The 16,800-nt window shown below is 62.2% G+C and carries 17 protein-coding genes; 10 read left to right on the forward strand and 7 right to left on the reverse strand.

Annotated features, from left to right (window positions below; genetic code table 11):
- Positions 1–15 precede the first annotated feature (15 nt).
- The 3 genes from AC07N6_RS12405 to AC07N6_RS12415 all read left to right on the forward strand — a co-directional run bounded on the left by AC07N6_RS12405 (position 16) and on the right by AC07N6_RS12415 (position 2,427).
- Positions 16–336, forward strand: a complete 321-nt coding sequence (locus tag AC07N6_RS12405; protein ID WP_494781673.1) for a (2Fe-2S) ferredoxin domain-containing protein — start codon at positions 16–18, stop codon at positions 334–336.
- A 37-nt stretch (positions 337–373) separates the two neighbouring features.
- Positions 374–1,036, forward strand: coding sequence for an alpha/beta hydrolase (locus AC07N6_RS12410; protein ID WP_494781672.1), 663 nt, complete (start codon positions 374–376; stop codon positions 1,034–1,036).
- 236 nt (positions 1,037–1,272) lie between these two features.
- Positions 1,273–2,427, forward strand: a complete 1,155-nt coding sequence (locus tag AC07N6_RS12415) for a D-alanyl-D-alanine carboxypeptidase family protein (protein WP_494781671.1) — start codon at positions 1,273–1,275, stop codon at positions 2,425–2,427.
- A 50-nt stretch (positions 2,428–2,477) separates the two neighbouring features.
- Here AC07N6_RS12415 and AC07N6_RS12420 read toward each other — a convergent pair whose 3' ends face one another.
- The 4 genes from AC07N6_RS12420 to ahpC all read right to left on the reverse strand — a co-directional run bounded on the left by AC07N6_RS12420 (position 2,478) and on the right by ahpC (position 5,599).
- Entirely contained in the window at positions 2,478–2,840 is a 363-nt protein-coding gene (locus AC07N6_RS12420; protein WP_494781670.1) for a type II toxin-antitoxin system RelE/ParE family toxin, read from the reverse strand.
- Entirely contained in the window at positions 2,840–3,130 is a 291-nt protein-coding gene (locus AC07N6_RS12425; protein ID WP_494781669.1) for a type II toxin-antitoxin system ParD family antitoxin, read from the reverse strand. Before AC07N6_RS12425 ends, AC07N6_RS12420 begins: the two co-directional genes overlap by 1 nt.
- Positions 3,131–3,266: 136 nt before the next feature.
- Complete coding sequence (gene ahpF / locus AC07N6_RS12430; protein ID WP_494781668.1) at positions 3,267–4,862, reverse strand: alkyl hydroperoxide reductase subunit F; 1,596 nt, start codon at positions 4,860–4,862, stop codon at positions 3,267–3,269.
- Between the two features lie 173 nt (positions 4,863–5,035).
- Positions 5,036–5,599 (reverse strand): alkyl hydroperoxide reductase subunit C, encoded by a 564-nt coding sequence (gene ahpC, locus AC07N6_RS12435; RefSeq protein ID WP_494781667.1) that lies wholly within the window; start codon positions 5,597–5,599, stop codon positions 5,036–5,038.
- A gap of 94 nt (positions 5,600–5,693) precedes the next feature.
- Between ahpC and AC07N6_RS12440 the strand changes: the two genes are divergently transcribed.
- Together AC07N6_RS12440 and AC07N6_RS12445 are read left to right on the forward strand one after the other, a co-directional pair.
- Complete coding sequence (locus tag AC07N6_RS12440; protein ID WP_494781666.1) at positions 5,694–5,963, forward strand: hypothetical protein; 270 nt, start codon at positions 5,694–5,696, stop codon at positions 5,961–5,963.
- A 5-nt stretch (positions 5,964–5,968) separates the two neighbouring features.
- Positions 5,969–6,415 carry an acyl-CoA thioesterase gene (locus AC07N6_RS12445; RefSeq protein ID WP_494781665.1) on the forward strand — a complete coding sequence of 149 codons (447 nt, stop codon included), beginning with the start codon at positions 5,969–5,971 and terminating at the stop codon, positions 6,413–6,415.
- 88 nt (positions 6,416–6,503) lie between these two features.
- Here AC07N6_RS12445 and AC07N6_RS12450 read toward each other — a convergent pair whose 3' ends face one another.
- Positions 6,504–8,372 (reverse strand): phosphoenolpyruvate carboxykinase (GTP), encoded by a 1,869-nt coding sequence (locus AC07N6_RS12450; protein ID WP_494781664.1) that lies wholly within the window; start codon positions 8,370–8,372, stop codon positions 6,504–6,506.
- Positions 8,373–8,386: 14 nt separating this feature from the next.
- On the opposite strand from AC07N6_RS12450, the gene AC07N6_RS12455 reads away from it, so the two are divergent.
- Together AC07N6_RS12455 and AC07N6_RS12460 are read left to right on the forward strand one after the other, a co-directional pair.
- Complete coding sequence (locus AC07N6_RS12455) at positions 8,387–8,746, forward strand: hypothetical protein (protein ID WP_494781663.1); 360 nt, start codon at positions 8,387–8,389, stop codon at positions 8,744–8,746.
- Between the two features lie 448 nt (positions 8,747–9,194).
- The gene (locus tag AC07N6_RS12460) at positions 9,195–10,181 is read left to right on the forward strand and encodes a D-2-hydroxyacid dehydrogenase family protein (RefSeq protein ID WP_494781662.1); all 987 of its coding nucleotides are present in this window, start codon (positions 9,195–9,197) and stop codon (positions 10,179–10,181) included.
- Here the strand turns inward: AC07N6_RS12460 and AC07N6_RS12465 are convergent.
- Positions 10,159–10,923 (reverse strand): L-asparaginase, encoded by a 765-nt coding sequence (locus AC07N6_RS12465; RefSeq protein WP_494781661.1) that lies wholly within the window; start codon positions 10,921–10,923, stop codon positions 10,159–10,161. The two genes, AC07N6_RS12460 and AC07N6_RS12465, sit on opposite strands and share 23 nt — an antisense overlap.
- A gap of 466 nt (positions 10,924–11,389) precedes the next feature.
- Between AC07N6_RS12465 and AC07N6_RS12470 the strand changes: the two genes are divergently transcribed.
- Together AC07N6_RS12470 and AC07N6_RS12475 are read left to right on the forward strand one after the other, a co-directional pair.
- The gene (locus tag AC07N6_RS12470; protein ID WP_494781659.1) at positions 11,390–13,987 is read left to right on the forward strand and encodes a chemotaxis protein CheW; all 2,598 of its coding nucleotides are present in this window, start codon (positions 11,390–11,392) and stop codon (positions 13,985–13,987) included.
- A gap of 94 nt (positions 13,988–14,081) precedes the next feature.
- Positions 14,082–14,570, forward strand: coding sequence for an asparaginase domain-containing protein (locus tag AC07N6_RS12475; RefSeq protein ID WP_494781658.1), 489 nt, complete (start codon positions 14,082–14,084; stop codon positions 14,568–14,570).
- Between the two features lie 12 nt (positions 14,571–14,582).
- Here the strand turns inward: AC07N6_RS12475 and AC07N6_RS12480 are convergent, their stop codons facing one another.
- Positions 14,583–15,485, reverse strand: a complete 903-nt coding sequence (locus tag AC07N6_RS12480; protein WP_494781657.1) for a LysR family transcriptional regulator — start codon at positions 15,483–15,485, stop codon at positions 14,583–14,585.
- A 147-nt stretch (positions 15,486–15,632) separates the two neighbouring features.
- Between AC07N6_RS12480 and AC07N6_RS12485 the strand changes: the two genes are divergently transcribed.
- Entirely contained in the window at positions 15,633–16,688 is a 1,056-nt protein-coding gene (locus tag AC07N6_RS12485; protein WP_494781656.1) for a YeiH family protein, read from the forward strand.
- Positions 16,689–16,800 lie beyond the last annotated feature (112 nt).

Raw genomic sequence — 16,800 nt, forward strand, 5'->3', positions numbered from 1 at the left:
GGACCCATCCGCATCATGAGCGACCAACCATTCTACGAGCACCACGTCTTCTTCTGCCTCAACCAGCGCAAACCGGGCGAGCGCACCTGCTGTGCCGACAAGGGCGCGCAGGCCGCGCAGGAGCATGCCAAGAAGCGCATCAAGCAACTCGACCTGGCGGGAGAGGGCAAAGTGCGCATCAACAAGGCCGGCTGCCTGGAGCGCTGCGAGGAAGGGCCGGTAGTGGTCATCTATCCGCAAGGCACCTGGTACACCTATGTCGACAATGAAGACATCGACGAGATCATCGACAGCCACATCGTCGGCGGCAAGATCGTCGACCGCCTCAAGATCTGAAGCAGCGCCACACACCGCAACCCCGCACACGCAAGCAATGAACGCACATACCCAGAATTTCATGATCGCAGGCAGCAGCGGCCAGCTCGAATGCGCGCTGGACCTGCCCGATCCCGAGACCTTCGCCGCGCCGGCCGGCCTGGCGCTGGTGGCCCATCCGCATCCCCTGTTCGGCGGCACCATGGACAACAAGGTGGCGCAGACGCTGGCGCGCACCTTCCTCGCGCTGGGCTATGTGGCCGTGCGCATGAATTTCCGCGGCGTCGGCAAATCCGAGGGCGTGCACGACCACGGCGCCGGCGAGACCGACGACATGGCGCTGCTGCTCAAGCACATGCGCGCCCAATATCCCGACCTGCCGCTGGCGCTCGGCGGCTTTTCCTTCGGCACCTTCGTGCAGGCGCAACTGCAACAGCGCCTGCTGCAGGACGATCCCGCCGGCGCCGCCGAACGCCTGGTGCTGGTAGGCACCGCCGCCGGCAAATGGCCGATGCCGCCGGCGCCGGCCAACACCATCCTGATCCACGGCGAGCAGGACGACACCATTCCGCTGTCGGCCGTGCTCGACTGGGCCCGCCCGCAGGAGCTGCCGGTGGTGGTGATCCCCGGATCGGATCATTTTTTTCACCGCAAGCTGCAACATATCAGGAACGTGGTGGTCGAAACCTGGCATCGCCGTCCGGCACAAGCACGGGCCTGAACTTCGGAAGCGCCGGCGGCGATGGCGTAAAACGCCGCCGTGCGGGGATCTTCCGGGGAGTCGATCCATTCGAATTGGGACGCAAGCCGCGCGGCGTTTATAATCCCGGGCGTGCGGTTCGTCATGCGACTCCAGCCAATGGTTTTCCACTGCGTGGCAGCAACCGAACCCGCCCATCTTCTTTTCAAACTACAGCAACGATGTTTCCCTCTGCTGGCATTTTCTCTTTGGCACCGATGAAAAAAATACTCGCGGCCCTCGCCGCCACCGTCCTTTCGATTTCCGCCCTGTCCGCCTCCGCGCAGAGCCTGCCGCCGCCGACCGTGGCCGCCAAGTCCTGGCTGTTGCTGGACGCTTCGGCCAACCAGGTGATCGCCTCCGCCGATGCCGACATGCGCGTCGAACCGGCCTCGCTGACCAAGCTGATGACCGCCTACCTGGCTTTCGCCGCCCTGCGCGACAAGCGCCTGAACGAGTCGCAGGAGGTCAACGTCTCGGTCAACGCCTGGAAGGTCGATCCGAGCAGCTCCAAGATGTTCATCGAACCGAACAAGCCGGTGTCGATCGAGAACCTGCTGTACGGCCTGATTTCGGTCTCGGGCAATGATGCGGCAGTGGCGGTGGCCGAAGCCGTGTCCGGCACCGACGACGCCTTCGTGCAACTGATGAACCGCGAAGCGCAGCGCCAGGGCCTGGCCAATACCCACTTCTCCAACCCGCATGGCCTGCCCAGCCCGGACACGTACACCACCGCGCGCGACCTGGCCATCCTGTGCCGCAACCTGATCAACGACTTCCCCGAGTATTACAAGAAGTATTACTCGGTGAAAAAATTCACTTACAACAACATTACCCAGCCCAACCGCAACCGCCTGCTGTGGCTGGACCCGACGGTCGACGGCATGAAGACCGGTCACACCTCCAGCGCCGGCTATTCGCTGATCACCTCGGCCCACCGCCCGGTGCCCAACGGCGAGCGCCGCCTGATCTCGGTGGTGATCGGCACCGTGTCCGACCAGGTGCGCACGCAGGAAAGCCAGAAGCTGCTGAACTGGGGCTTCCAGAACTTCGACGCCGTGAAGCTGTACGCCAAGGGCCAGCCGGTCGACACGCCTGACGTGTGGAAGGGTTCGCAAGGCAAGATCAAGGTCGGCTTCAAGCACGACGTCTACATCACCATCCCCAAGGGCACCGCCGACAAGGTCAAGACCCACCTGGACCGCAACGACCCGCTGATCGCCCCGATCTCGGAAAACGCCAAGGTCGGCACCCTGAAGGTCACCATCGACGACAAGACCGTGACTGAATTGCCGGTGGTCGCGCTGGAATCGGTCGGCCCGGCCGGCTTCCTGGGCCGCGCCTGGGATTCGCTGCGCCTGATGTTCAAGTAATCAGCTACCTGCTTCAAACGAAAACGCCATCGGGATCCGATGGCGTTTTTTTATTCCCAAATGCTTTCCGAATTCAAATAACGCGCTAGTTCCATCGCATCATGCAACATCCGACCGACAACAATCATGCCGGGTTCCGATCGATAAATCAGAAAATGGCGCGGCTGCCTCACAAGGTCGCCCCCAGCGCGAGCACGTTCCCGGCTCAGGCGCAGATGCCATGATCTGACACCCACACCAAGTTTCGGGCGTTCAATACTGCCGGGCCGGTCAGGCTGTTCTGCAATGTCGAGCAATGCAGCAATAATCAATGCTTCATATCGTTTGCGCGCCGCTTCTCCAAACTGCTCATGCGACCAGGCGAGCGTGCCGAGAATATCGGATTGCGCCGCCTCGGATAATCGATATCGCATCAACCCGATGCCTGTATCTTGCGTGCAGCCCGTACGCCCAACTGTCCGATGAAGTCCTCAATCTGCCGGTCATCAAGATCGGTGTATCGTCCCGCTGCGATATCCGCCCAGCCCTGCTTGGCTGCCTGTTGCAACGCCTTGAGCTTGGCGGCTTCGATGCGTTCACGCTCTTCGATCAAACGCAAACCTTCACGCAGCACTTCACTGGCATTCTGATAACGGCCGGACTGCACCAGCGTTTCGACAAAATCGTGCTGGTAGTCGCTTAGAACTACATTGCGTGTTGGCATATCTGCGCCTCCTGATGATAGCCTGCCTAATCGCAGTAATGGCATATTATGCCAATTTATAGGAATGCACAAAAACAAAACGCCATCGGTCTCCCGATGGCGTTTTGTTGTTACAACTCAATACAGAAATGCTTGCTCAGGCTGCAATCGCTTCCTTGGCAACCGGCGCCTCGTCTTCCACCGACGAGCGGATCAGGTGGTCGAAGGCGGACAGTGCGGCAGTCGCACCCGCCCCCACGGCGATCACGATTTGCTTGTACGGCACCGTGGTCACGTCGCCGGCGGCGAACACGCCGGGGAGCGAAGTCTGGCCACGGGCGTCGATCTCGATCTCGCCATGCTTGGACAGCGCAAGCGTGCCCTTGAGCCATTCGGTGTTGGGCACCAGGCCGATCTGGACGAACACGCCTTCCAGTTCGATGTGCCTGAGCTCGCCGGTTTCACGCTCCTTGTAGCCGATGCCGTTGACCTTCTTGCCGTCGCCGGTGATCTCGGTGGTCTGCGCCGAGGTGATGATGGTCACGTTGGACAGGCTCTTGAGTTTCTTCACCAGCACCGCGTCAGCCTTCAGTTCCGCCGCGAATTCCAGCAGCGTGACATGGCTGACGATGCCGGCCAGGTCGATCGCCGCTTCCACGCCGGAGTTGCCGCCGCCGATCACCGATACGCGCTTGCCCTTGAACAGCGGGCCGTCGCAGTGCGGGCAGTAGGCCACGCCGTGGTTGCGGTATTCGCGCTCGCCCGGCACGTTGACTTCGCGCCAGCGGGCGCCGGTCGACAGGATCACGGTCTTGCCCTTCAACACGCCGCCGTTGGCCAGCTTGACTTCGATCAGCTTGTCGCCCGCCACCAGTTGCTCGGCGCGCTGCACGTTCATGATGTCGACGTCATAGGCCTTGACGTGCTGCTCCAGCGCGGTGGCGAATTGCGGGCCTTCGGTTTCCTTGACGGAGACAAAGTTTTCAATTGCCAAGGTATCTAGCACCTGGCCGCCGAAGCGCTCGGCGACCACGCCGGTACGGATACCCTTGCGCGCCGCGTAGATCGCAGCGGCCGCGCCGGCCGGGCCGCCGCCGACGATCAGCACGTCGTACGGTTCCTTGGCGCTCAGCTCCTCGCCCTTGCGGACGGCGGCGCCGGTATCCAGCCTGGCGAGGATTTCCTCGACGCCGGTACGGCCCTGGCCGAACACTTCACCGTTCATGTAGACGGTCGGCACGGCCATGATCTGGCGCTGCTCGACTTCGCCCTGGAACAGCGCGCCGTCGATGGTCACCGAGCGGATGCGCGGGTTGATGATGGACATCACGTTCAGCGCCTGCACGACTTCCGGGCAGTTCTGGCAAGTCAGCGAGACGTAGGTCTCAAAGCTGTAATCGCCATCCAGGTTCTTGATCTGCTCGATCACCTTGTCGTCGAGCTTGATCGGGTGGCCGCCGACCTGCAACAGGGCCAGCACCAGCGAGGTAAATTCATGGCCCATCGGGATCGCGGCAAATTCGATGCTGATATCGGTCCCGGGGCGGTTCAGTTTGAACGACGGGGTACGTCCGTTCGCGGCGTCGCGTTGCTCGACCAGCTTGATGCGGTCCGACAACTGCGCGATTTCTTGCAGGAGTTCCTGCATCTCACGGGATTTGGCGCCATCATCCAGCGACGCGACGATCTCGATCGGCTGGGTGACCTTTTCCAGGTAGGCCTTCAATTGGGTCTTGAGATTGGCATCAAGCATGATGATTCACTTCCTCTGTTGAGAGATTTCATATCGTCCGGGCCACGGCATCCGCCTTGTGGGTTTCAGCCGCTTGCCGATGATGTTTCGCAGGCCCGGACGTGTACTACGAGATTTTTTACTACCGTTGAATCGTTGAGTGGGCCGTGCAGCAACCCAATCAATAACTCAAATTAAATTTTGCCAACCAGATCCAGGCTCGGCTTCAAGGTTGCAGCGCCTTCTTCCCACTTGGCGGGGCAGACTTCACCCGGGTGCGAAGCGACGTACTGGGCAGCCTTGACCTTGCGCAGCAGTTCGGAAGCGTCGCGGCCGATGCCGTTGTCGTGGATTTCCAGGATCTTGATCTGGCCTTCCGGGTTAATCACGAAAGTGCCGCGCAGTGCCAGGCCTTCTTCTTCGATCAGCACTTCGAAGTTGCGCGCCAAGGTAGCGGTCGGGTCGCCGACCAGCGGGTATTGCACCTTCTTGATGGCTTCCGAGGTGTCGTGCCATGCCTTGTGGGCAAAGTGGGTGTCGGTCGAGATGCCGTAGATTTCCACGCCCAGCTTCTTGAATTCAGCGTAGTTATTTGCCAGATCTTCCAGTTCGGTCGGGCAGACGAAGGTGAAGTCGGCCGGATAGAACACGAACACGGACCATTTGCCCTTCAGGGTCGCTTCGGAGATGTCGACGAACTTGCCATCGTGGTATGCAGTTGCCTTGAACGGTTTGATAGTGGTGTTGATCAGGGACATATCTATTTCCTTTTTAGGGGGTTGAGTGAAGCAGTGGTAAGAATAGTAAAACGCCAAACGAAATAGATCAATTTTATTTAATCAATATTTTTGATTGGATTTAACTATCGATGTCGAGGACGATGCTATCAGCGGAATTTCAAGCAAGCAACAAACAACTCGCTTGAACCACATGGTGGCGCCGTGCATTTCTGCAAGCCGCCATCCCGGCAAATTCCGATCGCGATCGCTTAACATTGAAGCGGCGCGCACAGCGCTCAACAGCCGGCTGGCGGCGCCGCAGGATCAGGATCCCGCCGCAATGTTACTGCAAGGAAGCGAATTTTGTGCGCACCGCACCATCGGCCACCGCCCCACACCATGAGCACCATGAGCGAACACAAACCCGTCCCCGGCCATCGCGCCGACTATCGCCACTTCCATGCCATCCAGACGCGCTGGATGGATAACGACGTCTACGGCCACGTCAACAACGTGGTCTATTACAGCTGGTTCGACACGGCGGTGAACCATTACCTGGTGGCCAGCGGCGTGCTGGACATCGAACGCAGCCCGGTGATCGGCCTGGTGATCGAGACGCGTTGCAATTACTTCGCCTCGGTGGCGTTTCCGGACAAGGTGGACGTCGGCGTGCGGGTAGCGCATATGGGACGTAGCAGCGTGCGCTACGAGATCGGCATTTTCAAGGAGGGCGAGGACAGCGCGGCGGCCCAGGGGCATTTCATCCACGTCTATGTGGATCGCGCCTCCCGCCGCCCGGCAGACATCCCGGCGCCGATGCGCGCAGCATTGGCCCGCATCGCCGTCGCCGGCTAAGCCGCCGCCCAAATGAAAACGCCTGCCGCATCGCTGCGGCAGGCGTTCCTTACTTCATCGATGCATACTTCATCGATGCATCACAGGCTCAGGCAGCCAGTTGCTTTTCCAGCTTGCCCTTGACGCCTTCCAGCTCGCCCGGCAGCTTGTACTTGAGCTTTTCGAACAGCTCCGCGTGCAGTTCCAGCTCTTTCCGCCATGCGGCCTTGTCGATGGAGGTGATGGTGGCGAACTGCTCGGCGGTGAAGTCGATGCCATCCCATTGCAGGTCGCCGAAACGCGGCGTGAAACCGAACAAATGCTCGGTGGCGCCGGTCTTCACGCCTTGCGGATCTTCGATGCGGTCCAGCATCCACTTCAGCACGCGCATGTTGTCGCCGAAGCCCGGCCACACGAACTTGCCGTTCTCGTCGGTGCGGAACCAGTTGACGCAGTAGATCTTGGGCAGCTCGGCCGGCGAGGCGGCGATCTTCTTGCCGATATCCAGCCAGTGCTGGAAGTACTCGCTCATGTTGTAGCCGGCGAAAGGCAGCATCGCGAACGGGTCGCGGCGCACCACGCCCTGCTGGCCGACGGCCGCGGCGGTGGTTTCCGAGCCCATGGTGGCGGCCATGTAGACGCCTTCCACCCAGTTGCGGGCTTCGGTCACCAGCGGCACCGTGGTGGAGCGGCGGCCGCCGAAGATGAAGGCCGAGATCGGCACGCCGGCCGGGTCGTCCCAGGCGGCGTCGATCACCGGGTTCTGGGTCGCGGCGACGGTGAAGCGCGCGTTCGGGTGCGCGGCCTTGCGGCCGGTTTCCTTGGCGATTGCCGGAGTCCAGTCCTGGCCCTGCCAGTCGATCAGGTGCGCCGGCGCTTCCTTGGTCATGCCTTCCCACCAGACGTCGCCGTCATCGGTCAGCGCCACGTTGGTGAAGATGGTATTGGCCGCGACCGAGGCCATGCAGTTGTAGTTGCTCTTTTCGTTGGTGCCCGGCGCCACGCCGAAGTAGCCGGCTTCCGGGTTGATCGCGTACAGGCGGCCATCGGCGCCCGGCTTGATCCAGGCGATGTCGTCGCCGATGGTGGTGACCTTCCAGCCGCCGAACGCCTTGGGCGGAATCAGCATGGCGAAGTTGGTCTTGCCGCAAGCCGACGGGAAAGCCGCGGCGACATAGTGCTTCTTGCCTTGCGGCGATTCGACGCCGAGGATCAGCATATGCTCGGCCAGCCAGCCCTGGGCGCGGCCCATGGTGGAGGCGATGCGCAGCGCGAAGCACTTCTTGCCGAGCAGGGCGTTGCCGCCGTAGCCCGAACCGTAGGACCAGATTTCGCGGGTTTCAGGGTAGTGCACGATGTACTTGGTGGCGTTGCACGGCCATGCCACGTCCTGCTGGCCGGCGGCCAGCGGCGCGCCGACGCTGTGCACGCAAGGCACGAAGTCGCCATCGGCGCCCAGCACGTCATACACGGCACGGCCCATGCGGGTCATGATGCGCATGTTGACGGCGACGTAGGGCGAATCGGACAGCTCGACGCCGATGTGGGCGATCGGCGAACCCAGCGGGCCCATCGAGAACGGCACCACGTACAGCGTGCGGCCGGCCATGCAGCCGTCGAACAGGCCGTTGAGGGTCTGGCGCATGTCGGCCGGGTCGGTCCAGTTGTTGGTCGGGCCGGCTTCTTCCCTGGTCTTGGAACAGATGAAGGTGCGGTCTTCCACACGCGCCACGTCGGACGGGTCGGAGCAAGCCAGGTAGCTGTTGGGGCGCTTTTCCTGGTTCAGCTTCTTCATGGTGCCGGCGGCGACCATCTCGGCGCACAGGCGGTCGTATTCTTCCTGCGAGCCATCGCACCAGTAAATGCGAGCCGGCTTGGTCAGCGCGGCGATTTCCGCGACCCAGTTGATCAATTTCTGGTGTTTGACGTACGCGGGTGCGTTGACTGCGGGAACGCCAGCCATGAGGGGTTGGTTCATAGGTTTTACCTCCAATGCCACAAGTTAAAGAATTCGTCTTGGCACGGCAGGATCGTCGTCTGCTTGTAACTGGCGGGTGGGTATCCGGCGCAGGTCACGCCAGCCAGCGATACGGCGGTCTTGTCGACAGCGGCCGGTCTCGGCCGCAAGGCCCGCAGCCGTGGTTGGGTGCGGGCTCCAGTCACTTTTCGACCATCAAAAGTGAGAAAAAGTGGCAGCGATTGTACCCCGATAAAAAAGAATTTACTGAAATTTGTAGCGGAAAATACCCGAGTTATGTAGTGGGTAATTACAAATTCAAAAAAAACTGTTTTTTCATTACCCAATCGCATAACACGATTTTTCTCAAAATCCGCATGAACACTGGATTCTAGCGGTGTTGCGGGGAGTCAGTCATTCACATCAAGAATATCTTATTTGAAAATCGACAAAAATCCTTATCCAAGCCCTCTCCCCAGGTTTGCGCGGGTAGAACTTAAGGAGTCATGGAATTTCTGCCGGCTATTCCGCAAACACCCGCCCCCGTCCACTACTGCACAATGCCAAAGCCAGCGATGCCGACATGACTGCCGCGCCCCCGGCTCATTGCACTCCATTGCTGAAAAATATGCGAGTAAAGCTCATCGCCGCAGGTACATTGCCATCGATGAACGGTGCATATGCGCAAAGCGACGCCCCTTGCGGACGAACCGGCCCAAGGATCCCCGCCATCGGCTGCGCGGATCTCCCGAAATCCGGCAATCCCTTTATGATGTTGCCAGTGCGCCTCATTCATCTTTTCTGCGATGGCGCGGTTCAAAAGGCAAAGCCACGGAGACCCTCATGAAAATTGCCATCCTCGACGACTACCAGGACACCGTCCGCCACCTCGATTGCTTCCGCATGCTCGACGGCCATGACGTCAAGGTGTTCAACAACAGCGCACGCGGCGCGGGGCAACTGGCGGCGCGGCTGGCGCCCTTCGATGCCCTGGTGCTGATCCGTGAACGCACCGTGCTCAACAAGATGCTGCTGGAGAAATTGCCGCTGCTGAAACTGATTTCGCAAACCGGCAAGGTCAGCGGCCACGTCGATGTGGCGGCCGCCACCGAGCGCGGCATCGCCATCGTTGAAGGCGTGGGCGATCCCACCGCACCGGCCGAGCTGACATGGGCGCTGATCATGGCCGCCATGCGCCGCGTGCCGCAATATTGCAGCGCCTTGCGCGCCGGCGCCTGGCAGCAGGTATCGGCCACGCCCCACCACAATACGGTCGGCAGCGCATTGAAGGGCCGCACGCTGGGCATCTGGGGCTACGGCAAGATCGGCCGCATGGTGGCCGGTTACGGCCGCGCTTTCGGCATGAAGGTGGTGATCTGGGGGCGCGACGCCAGCCGCGAACAGGCCGCCAAGGATGGTTACGGCGCCGCCGCCGGCAAGGAAGAGTTTTTCAGCCAGGCCGATGTGCTGTCGCTGCACCTGCGCCTGAACGAGGCCACCCGCGGCATCGTCACCGCGGCCGACCTGGCGCTGATGAAACCGACCGCCTGCTTCGTCAACACCAGCCGTGCCGAGCTGGTCGAGGCAGACGCGCTGGAAGCCGCGTTGAACCAGGGCCGCCCCGGCCTGGCCGCACTCGATGTCTATGAACAGGAACCACTGCCGGTGGACTCGCCATTGCTGAAGATGGATAACGTGGTGGCGGCGCCGCACCTGGGCTACGTGGAAAAGGATGGCTACGAGCTGTACTTCCGCGCGGCCTTCCAGAACATCCTGGACTATGCCGCGGGCACGCCGAAAAATGTACTCAATCCTGAGGTTCTGGAGTAATCCGATAAGTGGCGCGCACGGGCGGGGCGTACCGCAACGGCGGCGACTTGCCCGATGCCCGCCACATATGCCGCCAGCCGGGCGGCCATGGCAAGGGCGGCCCGGCATATTCAGGCACGTTGCGGCGTATCGGGATGACCGGCAAGTATTCCGGCATGCTGCCGTTGTCATGCCAGCCCAGGCTGAACGCATAATCGGGCAGCAGCGTGGCGCATACCATTTCGAACCACTTGCTGTGTTCTTCGTCCTCACCCAGCGCTTGCGCCAGACCTTGCGGGTCGAACTGCGCCAGCAGGCGCGCCAACTCTTCCGGCGTGGCACTGGGCGTATCGCCCCACCCCAGCACCGGGTTGAAGTTGTAGTCGGCCCCTGAGCCATACCAACCTTCGCGCCAAGGCCGCTCTATCCATTGTCGCGGTCCGGTAAACAAGTGCCAGCGCCAATGCAGCCCGGAAGGCTTGGGCCAACTGTAGAGATAGAGCCGCTGATAACCGCTGCGGTGCAACTCGCGCACCATCGCCATCAGCCGCGCATGCGGCATGCGATCCGGCGGGGAGCGGCGAAACAGGATCGGGGCGCCGTCCGCATGTTGGACTTCATCGGACGACAGGTTGAGATCGAGCGTACGCACTTCGCTGCCAAAGCGCGCGGAAATCCACCCCGTCAGCAAATTGACGGAGACGATCACGCCATAGCCGCGATGGCGATGAAAGATGACGGTGCCGGGCGCCAGTGGTTTCATATCCGTTTCATTATAAAGCCCATTGCCTGATGAAGTTTCCCCACTGCATCGAGCGCCTCATTGAGGTGACGTGCGGCGCCGTTGTTGCCATCGCGGTGCGCCGGGCGCGGCCCCCCGCATGTTTCCACATAGCATCAGAAGAAAATCCATACGCAGGACCTGTCGCCCATGCGGCAAATTCCAGTCTTTTATCATGCGATAACCGTCGCAATCCGCAGTGCCCGGCGCGTGCGGCGACCGCCCCGGCCCGCACACATGCCGCAGGGCAATACGCCGCGAGAACAATATAAATAATTTCCAACGGGCAGGCCGGATCCGCCGGGCCGCCACCGGCCATATCGCAAGCGCATTGGCACGCAATTTGCAGTTCCTCCTGAGCAAAACACAAAAAACAAACAACAGATGTCGGAAGATCCAACATCGCGGTTCGTTGGTCTTACGGCGCTACCAGAGGGAGTCGATAACAATGCCAAATGCCACGACCATACAGACCGAAACGTTTTTGCCTTACATGCGCGACGTCGCCAAATGCGAACAGTCGCTCCAGGAACTGAACCTGATGTGGCGCGTCATCGAAGCCTCGGCCAAGATGAACTGCCCTACCGAAGCCAAGACCATCCTCCCCACCATGGCCGCCACCCGCTCGGGATTTTCCCGGCTGGAACGCGAACTGGTGAGCAGCCTGGTGGAAGAAAAAGTGCGCAACGTGCTGGCTGAAATCGGCACCAAGGCGCAATACGTGATCGACATCGTGGTGCGCAACCTGTTCGAGCGCACCGCCGACGTCGGCTTCCTGGCCACCGACCGCGAGCTGTGCAACTTCGTCGCCGGCATCAGCGATTCGGTCGAAGCCGCGCGCTATCGCCTGCGCGAGTACCGCAACAAGTACACGGTCTACGATGAAATCATCCTGACCGACACCGACGGCAACGTACTGGTGCAGATCGACCCGGCCACGCCGCTGGAACACACGGCCGATCCGTTGATCAGGCAGACGCTGGAATCCGAAACCTACGTCGAGACCTTCCGCGCGACCGACCTGCGGCCGTCCAAGGATCGTGCATTGATCTATTCGCGCCGCATGCACCATCCCCAAACTGGTGCAGTGATCGGCGTGCTGTGCCTGTGCTTCCATTTTGAAGAAGAGATGGCCGGCATCTTCTGCGCGCACCGCGATCCGGAAGCGCGCGCCAACATGCTGCTGCTGGACGGCGACAACCGCGTGATTGCAAGCGCCGATGCCTTATGGATCCCGCCCGGCACCGAAGTGCCGGTCAACGCCACCGGGCAGGCGCGCCTGATGATGTTTTGCGGCCGCGAATACCTGGTGCGCACCTTCGCCTCCGAAGGCTACCAGGGCTATCCGGGCCCGGTAGGCTGGCAGGGGCAGGTGATGATCCCGGTCGAAGTCGCCTTTTCCGGCATCGCCGGCGACGTGCTCTCGCGCCTGTCGCCGGAGCTGGCGGAGGGACTGCTGTCGCACGCGCATTCGTTCTGCCCGCCGCTGTACGACATCATGACCGCGGCCAAGACCATCCAGCGCATCGTCTGGAACGGCCAGGTGATGACCGCCGGCCAGCGCGGCGAAATGCTCAAGCTCAAGACCATCCTCGACCAGATCAGCGAAACCGGCAACCGCAGCAACGAGCTGTTCGCGCAATCGATCCACGACCTGTACCAGACCGTGCTGTCGTCCAGCATGCGCGATGCCGAGTTCACCACCAGCCTGCTGGTCGACCTGCTCGACCGCAACCTCTACGAACGCTCGGACGACTGCCGCTGGTGGGCGCTCACGCCGGAGCTGCGCGCGGCACTGGCGCAGCCGGCGATTGACGAAGCCACTACGGCCAAGCTGACCGAGATCCTCGCCTACATCAACGGGCTGTACACGGTCTACACCCGCCTGTTCATCTATGACCGCGACGGCCGCATCGTCGCCAGCACCGGCGACGATCTCGATAACGTGGTCGGCAGCAGCATCGATGAAGCCACGCTGGCGCAGGTAACCTCGCTGCGCAGCCAGCAGCACTACCATGTCAGCGCCTTCGGCCCCAGCGTCCTGTACCAAGGGCGGGACACTTATATCTACCATGCGGCCGTGCGGGCGCTGGACAATGACGGCGACGTGGTGGGCGGCATCGGCATCGTGTTCGACTCCGCGCCGGAATTCCACAACATGCTGCGCGCGGGGCTGGCCGGCAAGGAAAAAATGAGCGCGTTCTACGTCAACCGCAGCGGACGCATCCTCTCCAGCACCGACGAGCGCCGGCCGGTGGGCAGCACGCTCGACATCGACATCGCCCTGCTGCAGGTCGCCAATGGCGCGTGCAGCTCCGGCGTGACTTCGCACGACGGCCAATACGCCATCGTCGCTTGCAGCGCCTCCAACGGCTATCGCGAATTCAAGGTCAGCGACGGCTACCAGGAAGACGTGATCTCGGTGGTGTTCCAGTGCTTCGGCGCGACCAACCAGGGCAGCCTGCAAGGCGCGTCCAGCCAATTCCTGCTGGAGAGCGGCGTGACATCGTCGGACGACCTGGAATACGCCACCTTCTTTTCCGACAACAGCCTGTTCGCCATCTCGGCGGCCAACGTGATGGAAGCCGTGCCGTTCTCGTCCGTACTGCCGACCTCGATGGGCAACCGCGCCGAGCAGGTTGGCGTGCTCGGCCTGAACCACGACGACCAGCACAAGGAATTCATCTGGGTATTCGACCTCGGCCACCTGATCCGCGGCACACGCTCGGCGGTAACCAGCAGCAGCCAGGTGATGATCGTACGCCACGGCAAGCACACCATCGGCCTGCTGGTCGATGAGCTGCATGCCGTGCCGCAGTTCAGCCCGACGCAAATCACCCATACCCCGCTGGCCATGCAGGGCGACTCCATGCTGATATCGCAGGTGATCAAGGCCAACGGCGGCAAGCTGCTGATCCAGGCCATCGAGGTCGAACGGCTGTTCGCCTACGTGATCGACGGCACCATCCCGCTGCCGCCGTCGGCGCAGGAAGCGGATGCCTCCGTGCAGGCCATGCCGGGGGCAAGGGAACTCATGGCAGCATAAGCTGCGACAAGTCTCGGGAGGGGGAGAGCGAAGCGCCGTCCGTGTAAGATAACGGGCGGCGCTTTTTTTTGAGTTCCTCTTCAACAGGACAACCATGAGTCTACGCATCATCGCCACCGGCGGCACCTTCGACAAGCATTACGACGAGATCGCGGGGCAGCTCGATTTCGGCGCCAGCCACCTGCCGCAGGTCATTGCCCGCGCGCGCATCACCGCCGACGTGGCGCTGGAAGAATTGCCGCTGCTGGATTCGCTGGAAATGCAGGACGCGGATCGCCAGCGCGTCCTCGCCAGTTGCCAGAACGCGCCCCAGCGCGCCATCGTCATCGTGCACGGCACCGACACCATGCAACTGACCGCCCAGGCGCTGGGCCAGGCGCAACTGGACAAGGCCATCGTGCTGACCGGCGCCATGATCCCCTACGAAATCGCCAACTCCGACGCCCTCTTCAACTTCGGCTTCGCCTGCGGCGTGGCGCAGGTGCTGCCGCCCGGCGTCTATGTCGCCATGAACGGCCAGGTCTTCGCCTGGGACAAGGTGGCGAAGAACCGCAGCGCCGGGGTATTCGAACACATCCAATAAGCCGCGCGCGGTTCAGGCGCCCCCATGCCTGCGCGCCCACGCGCGGCAAAAGTCCAGCAACGCCGCCAGGCTGGGCGATGGCGCCCGATGGTTGCTGACCACCATGTAGAAATGCCGGCGCAAGATCGGCAACGGCGTCGCCAATTCCACCAGCTTGCCCGATTCGATCAGGTCTTCCACCACCGCGCGCGACAGGCAACTGATGCCCAGGCCTTCGGCCGTGGCGCGCTTGATCGCTTCCGAATTGCCGAACTCGAATGAGGATGGCAGGTAGTGCAGGTAGGGAATCAGCGCATGCTCGACCGCCTCGCGCGTGCCGGAACCCGCTTCGCGCAACAGCCAGTCGGCCTCGCGCAGCATCTTGAAACTGATCTTGCGGCCGCCGGCGGCGATGGGATGATGCGGCGCCGCCACCACGATCAGTTCGTCGGTCATCCAGGGCTCCACACTGACATCGCTGGCGTGGCACGGCCCTTCGATCAATCCCGCATCGACGTCGAAATTGACCACCGCATCGACGATGTCGGCCGTGTTGGCCACCAGCGCACGCACGCGCGCTCCGGCATGGAGTTTGCGGTAGGCCGCGATCATGGCCGGCAGCATGTAGCTGCCGATGGTGGTGGAAGCGCCGATGTGCAATTCGCTGCCGGAAGCCGGGTCGGCGAACTGGCGCTCGATGGTGTGCGCCGCGTCCAGCATGTGGCGCGCCTGCGGCAGCAACAGCCGGCCGCTGTCGTTCAACACCAGGCGCTTGCCGACGCGGTCGAACAATTGCACGCCGAGCAGGCTCTCCAGCTCATTGAGCGAAGCGCTGGCGGCCGACTGCGACAACGCGACCAGCCCGGCCGCCGCCGTGGTGGAACCGGATTGCGCCACCGCCAGGAAGATTTGCAACTGCCTCAGGGTAATTTTCATGATTGCACCGATTGCGGCCGGCCTGAAATCAACTAGATAACATCAACCAGATAAACAGGTTGATATTAACAAAATAACGCGTTTTTCTTTTATATCGCCGGCGCGTAAAGTCCAGCCATCATAAAAAATACCCAAGCAGAGAGCCAAATGCGTACCGCCAGCCATCTCCAAACCCTGCCGCCGGCCCTGCCCGGCCTCGCCCTGTCGGCCGCCGTGGCCTGGGCCGCCGTGGCCTGGGCCGCCATGCGCCTGGGCGATGTCGCCTGGCTGCAAGAGCATGGCTTTTCGGCGCTGACGGTGGCCATCGTGCTGGGCATCGTGCTGGGCAACACCCTCTACCCGCGCATCGCAGCGCTGTGCGGTGATGGCGTGCGCTTGTCCAAGCAAACCCTGCTGCGCGCCGGCATCATCCTGTACGGTTTCCGCCTGACGCTGCAGGACATCTCCCATGTCGGCCTGGCCGGCGTGGCCATCGACGCCGCCATGCTGCTCTCCACCTTCGGCCTGGCCTGGCTGGCCGGCGTGAAACTGCTGAAGCTGGAGCGCGACGCCGCCTTGCTGATCGGCGCCGGCAGTTCGATCTGCGGCGCGGCGGCGGTGATGGCGACCGAACCGGTGCTGCGCGCGCGCAGCGAACAGGTGACGGTAGCGATATCGACCGTGGTCATCTTCGGTTCGCTGGCGATCTTCCTCTATCCGCTGCTCTACACCCTGCAGGCAGAACCGGCATGGGGCGCGCGCCTGCCCGACTTCGGCATCTACATCGGCTCCACCGTGCATGAAGTGGCGCAAGTGCTGGCCGCCGCGCGCTCGATCGACCAGCACACCGCCGACACCGCGGTGATCACCAAGATGGTCCGGGTGATGATGCTGGCGCCGTTCCTGCTGATGCTGTCGATGAAGGCCGGCCCGTCTTCTTCCGGCCAACGCGGCAAGCTGTCCATCCCCTGGTTCGCCTTCGCCTTCATCGGCGTGGTGCTGCTCAATTCGGTGCTGCCGCTGCCCGCCGCCGTGGCCCAACTGGTGCTGCAGGCCGACACGCTGCTGCTGGCCATGGCGATGGCCGCGCTGGGCCTGACCACCCACCTGTCGGCAATTCGCAATGCGGGGATGAAGCCGATGATCCTGGGCGCCATCCTGTTCGCCTGGCTGGTCATCGGCGGCGCGCTGGTCAATGGCGCGCTGGGCCGCCTGCTGGCCTGAACCGCAAGCCCAATGAAAAAGCGCGGGCCGTTTCCGACCCGCGCTTTTTTTGTTTCACGATGACTCCAGCCCGGTACTTTGCTGGACTGCGCCGTAGCTCGATACAGCAGGT

The sequence above is a fragment of the Herbaspirillum sp. GW821-FHT09A12 genome, assembly GCF_059418325.1.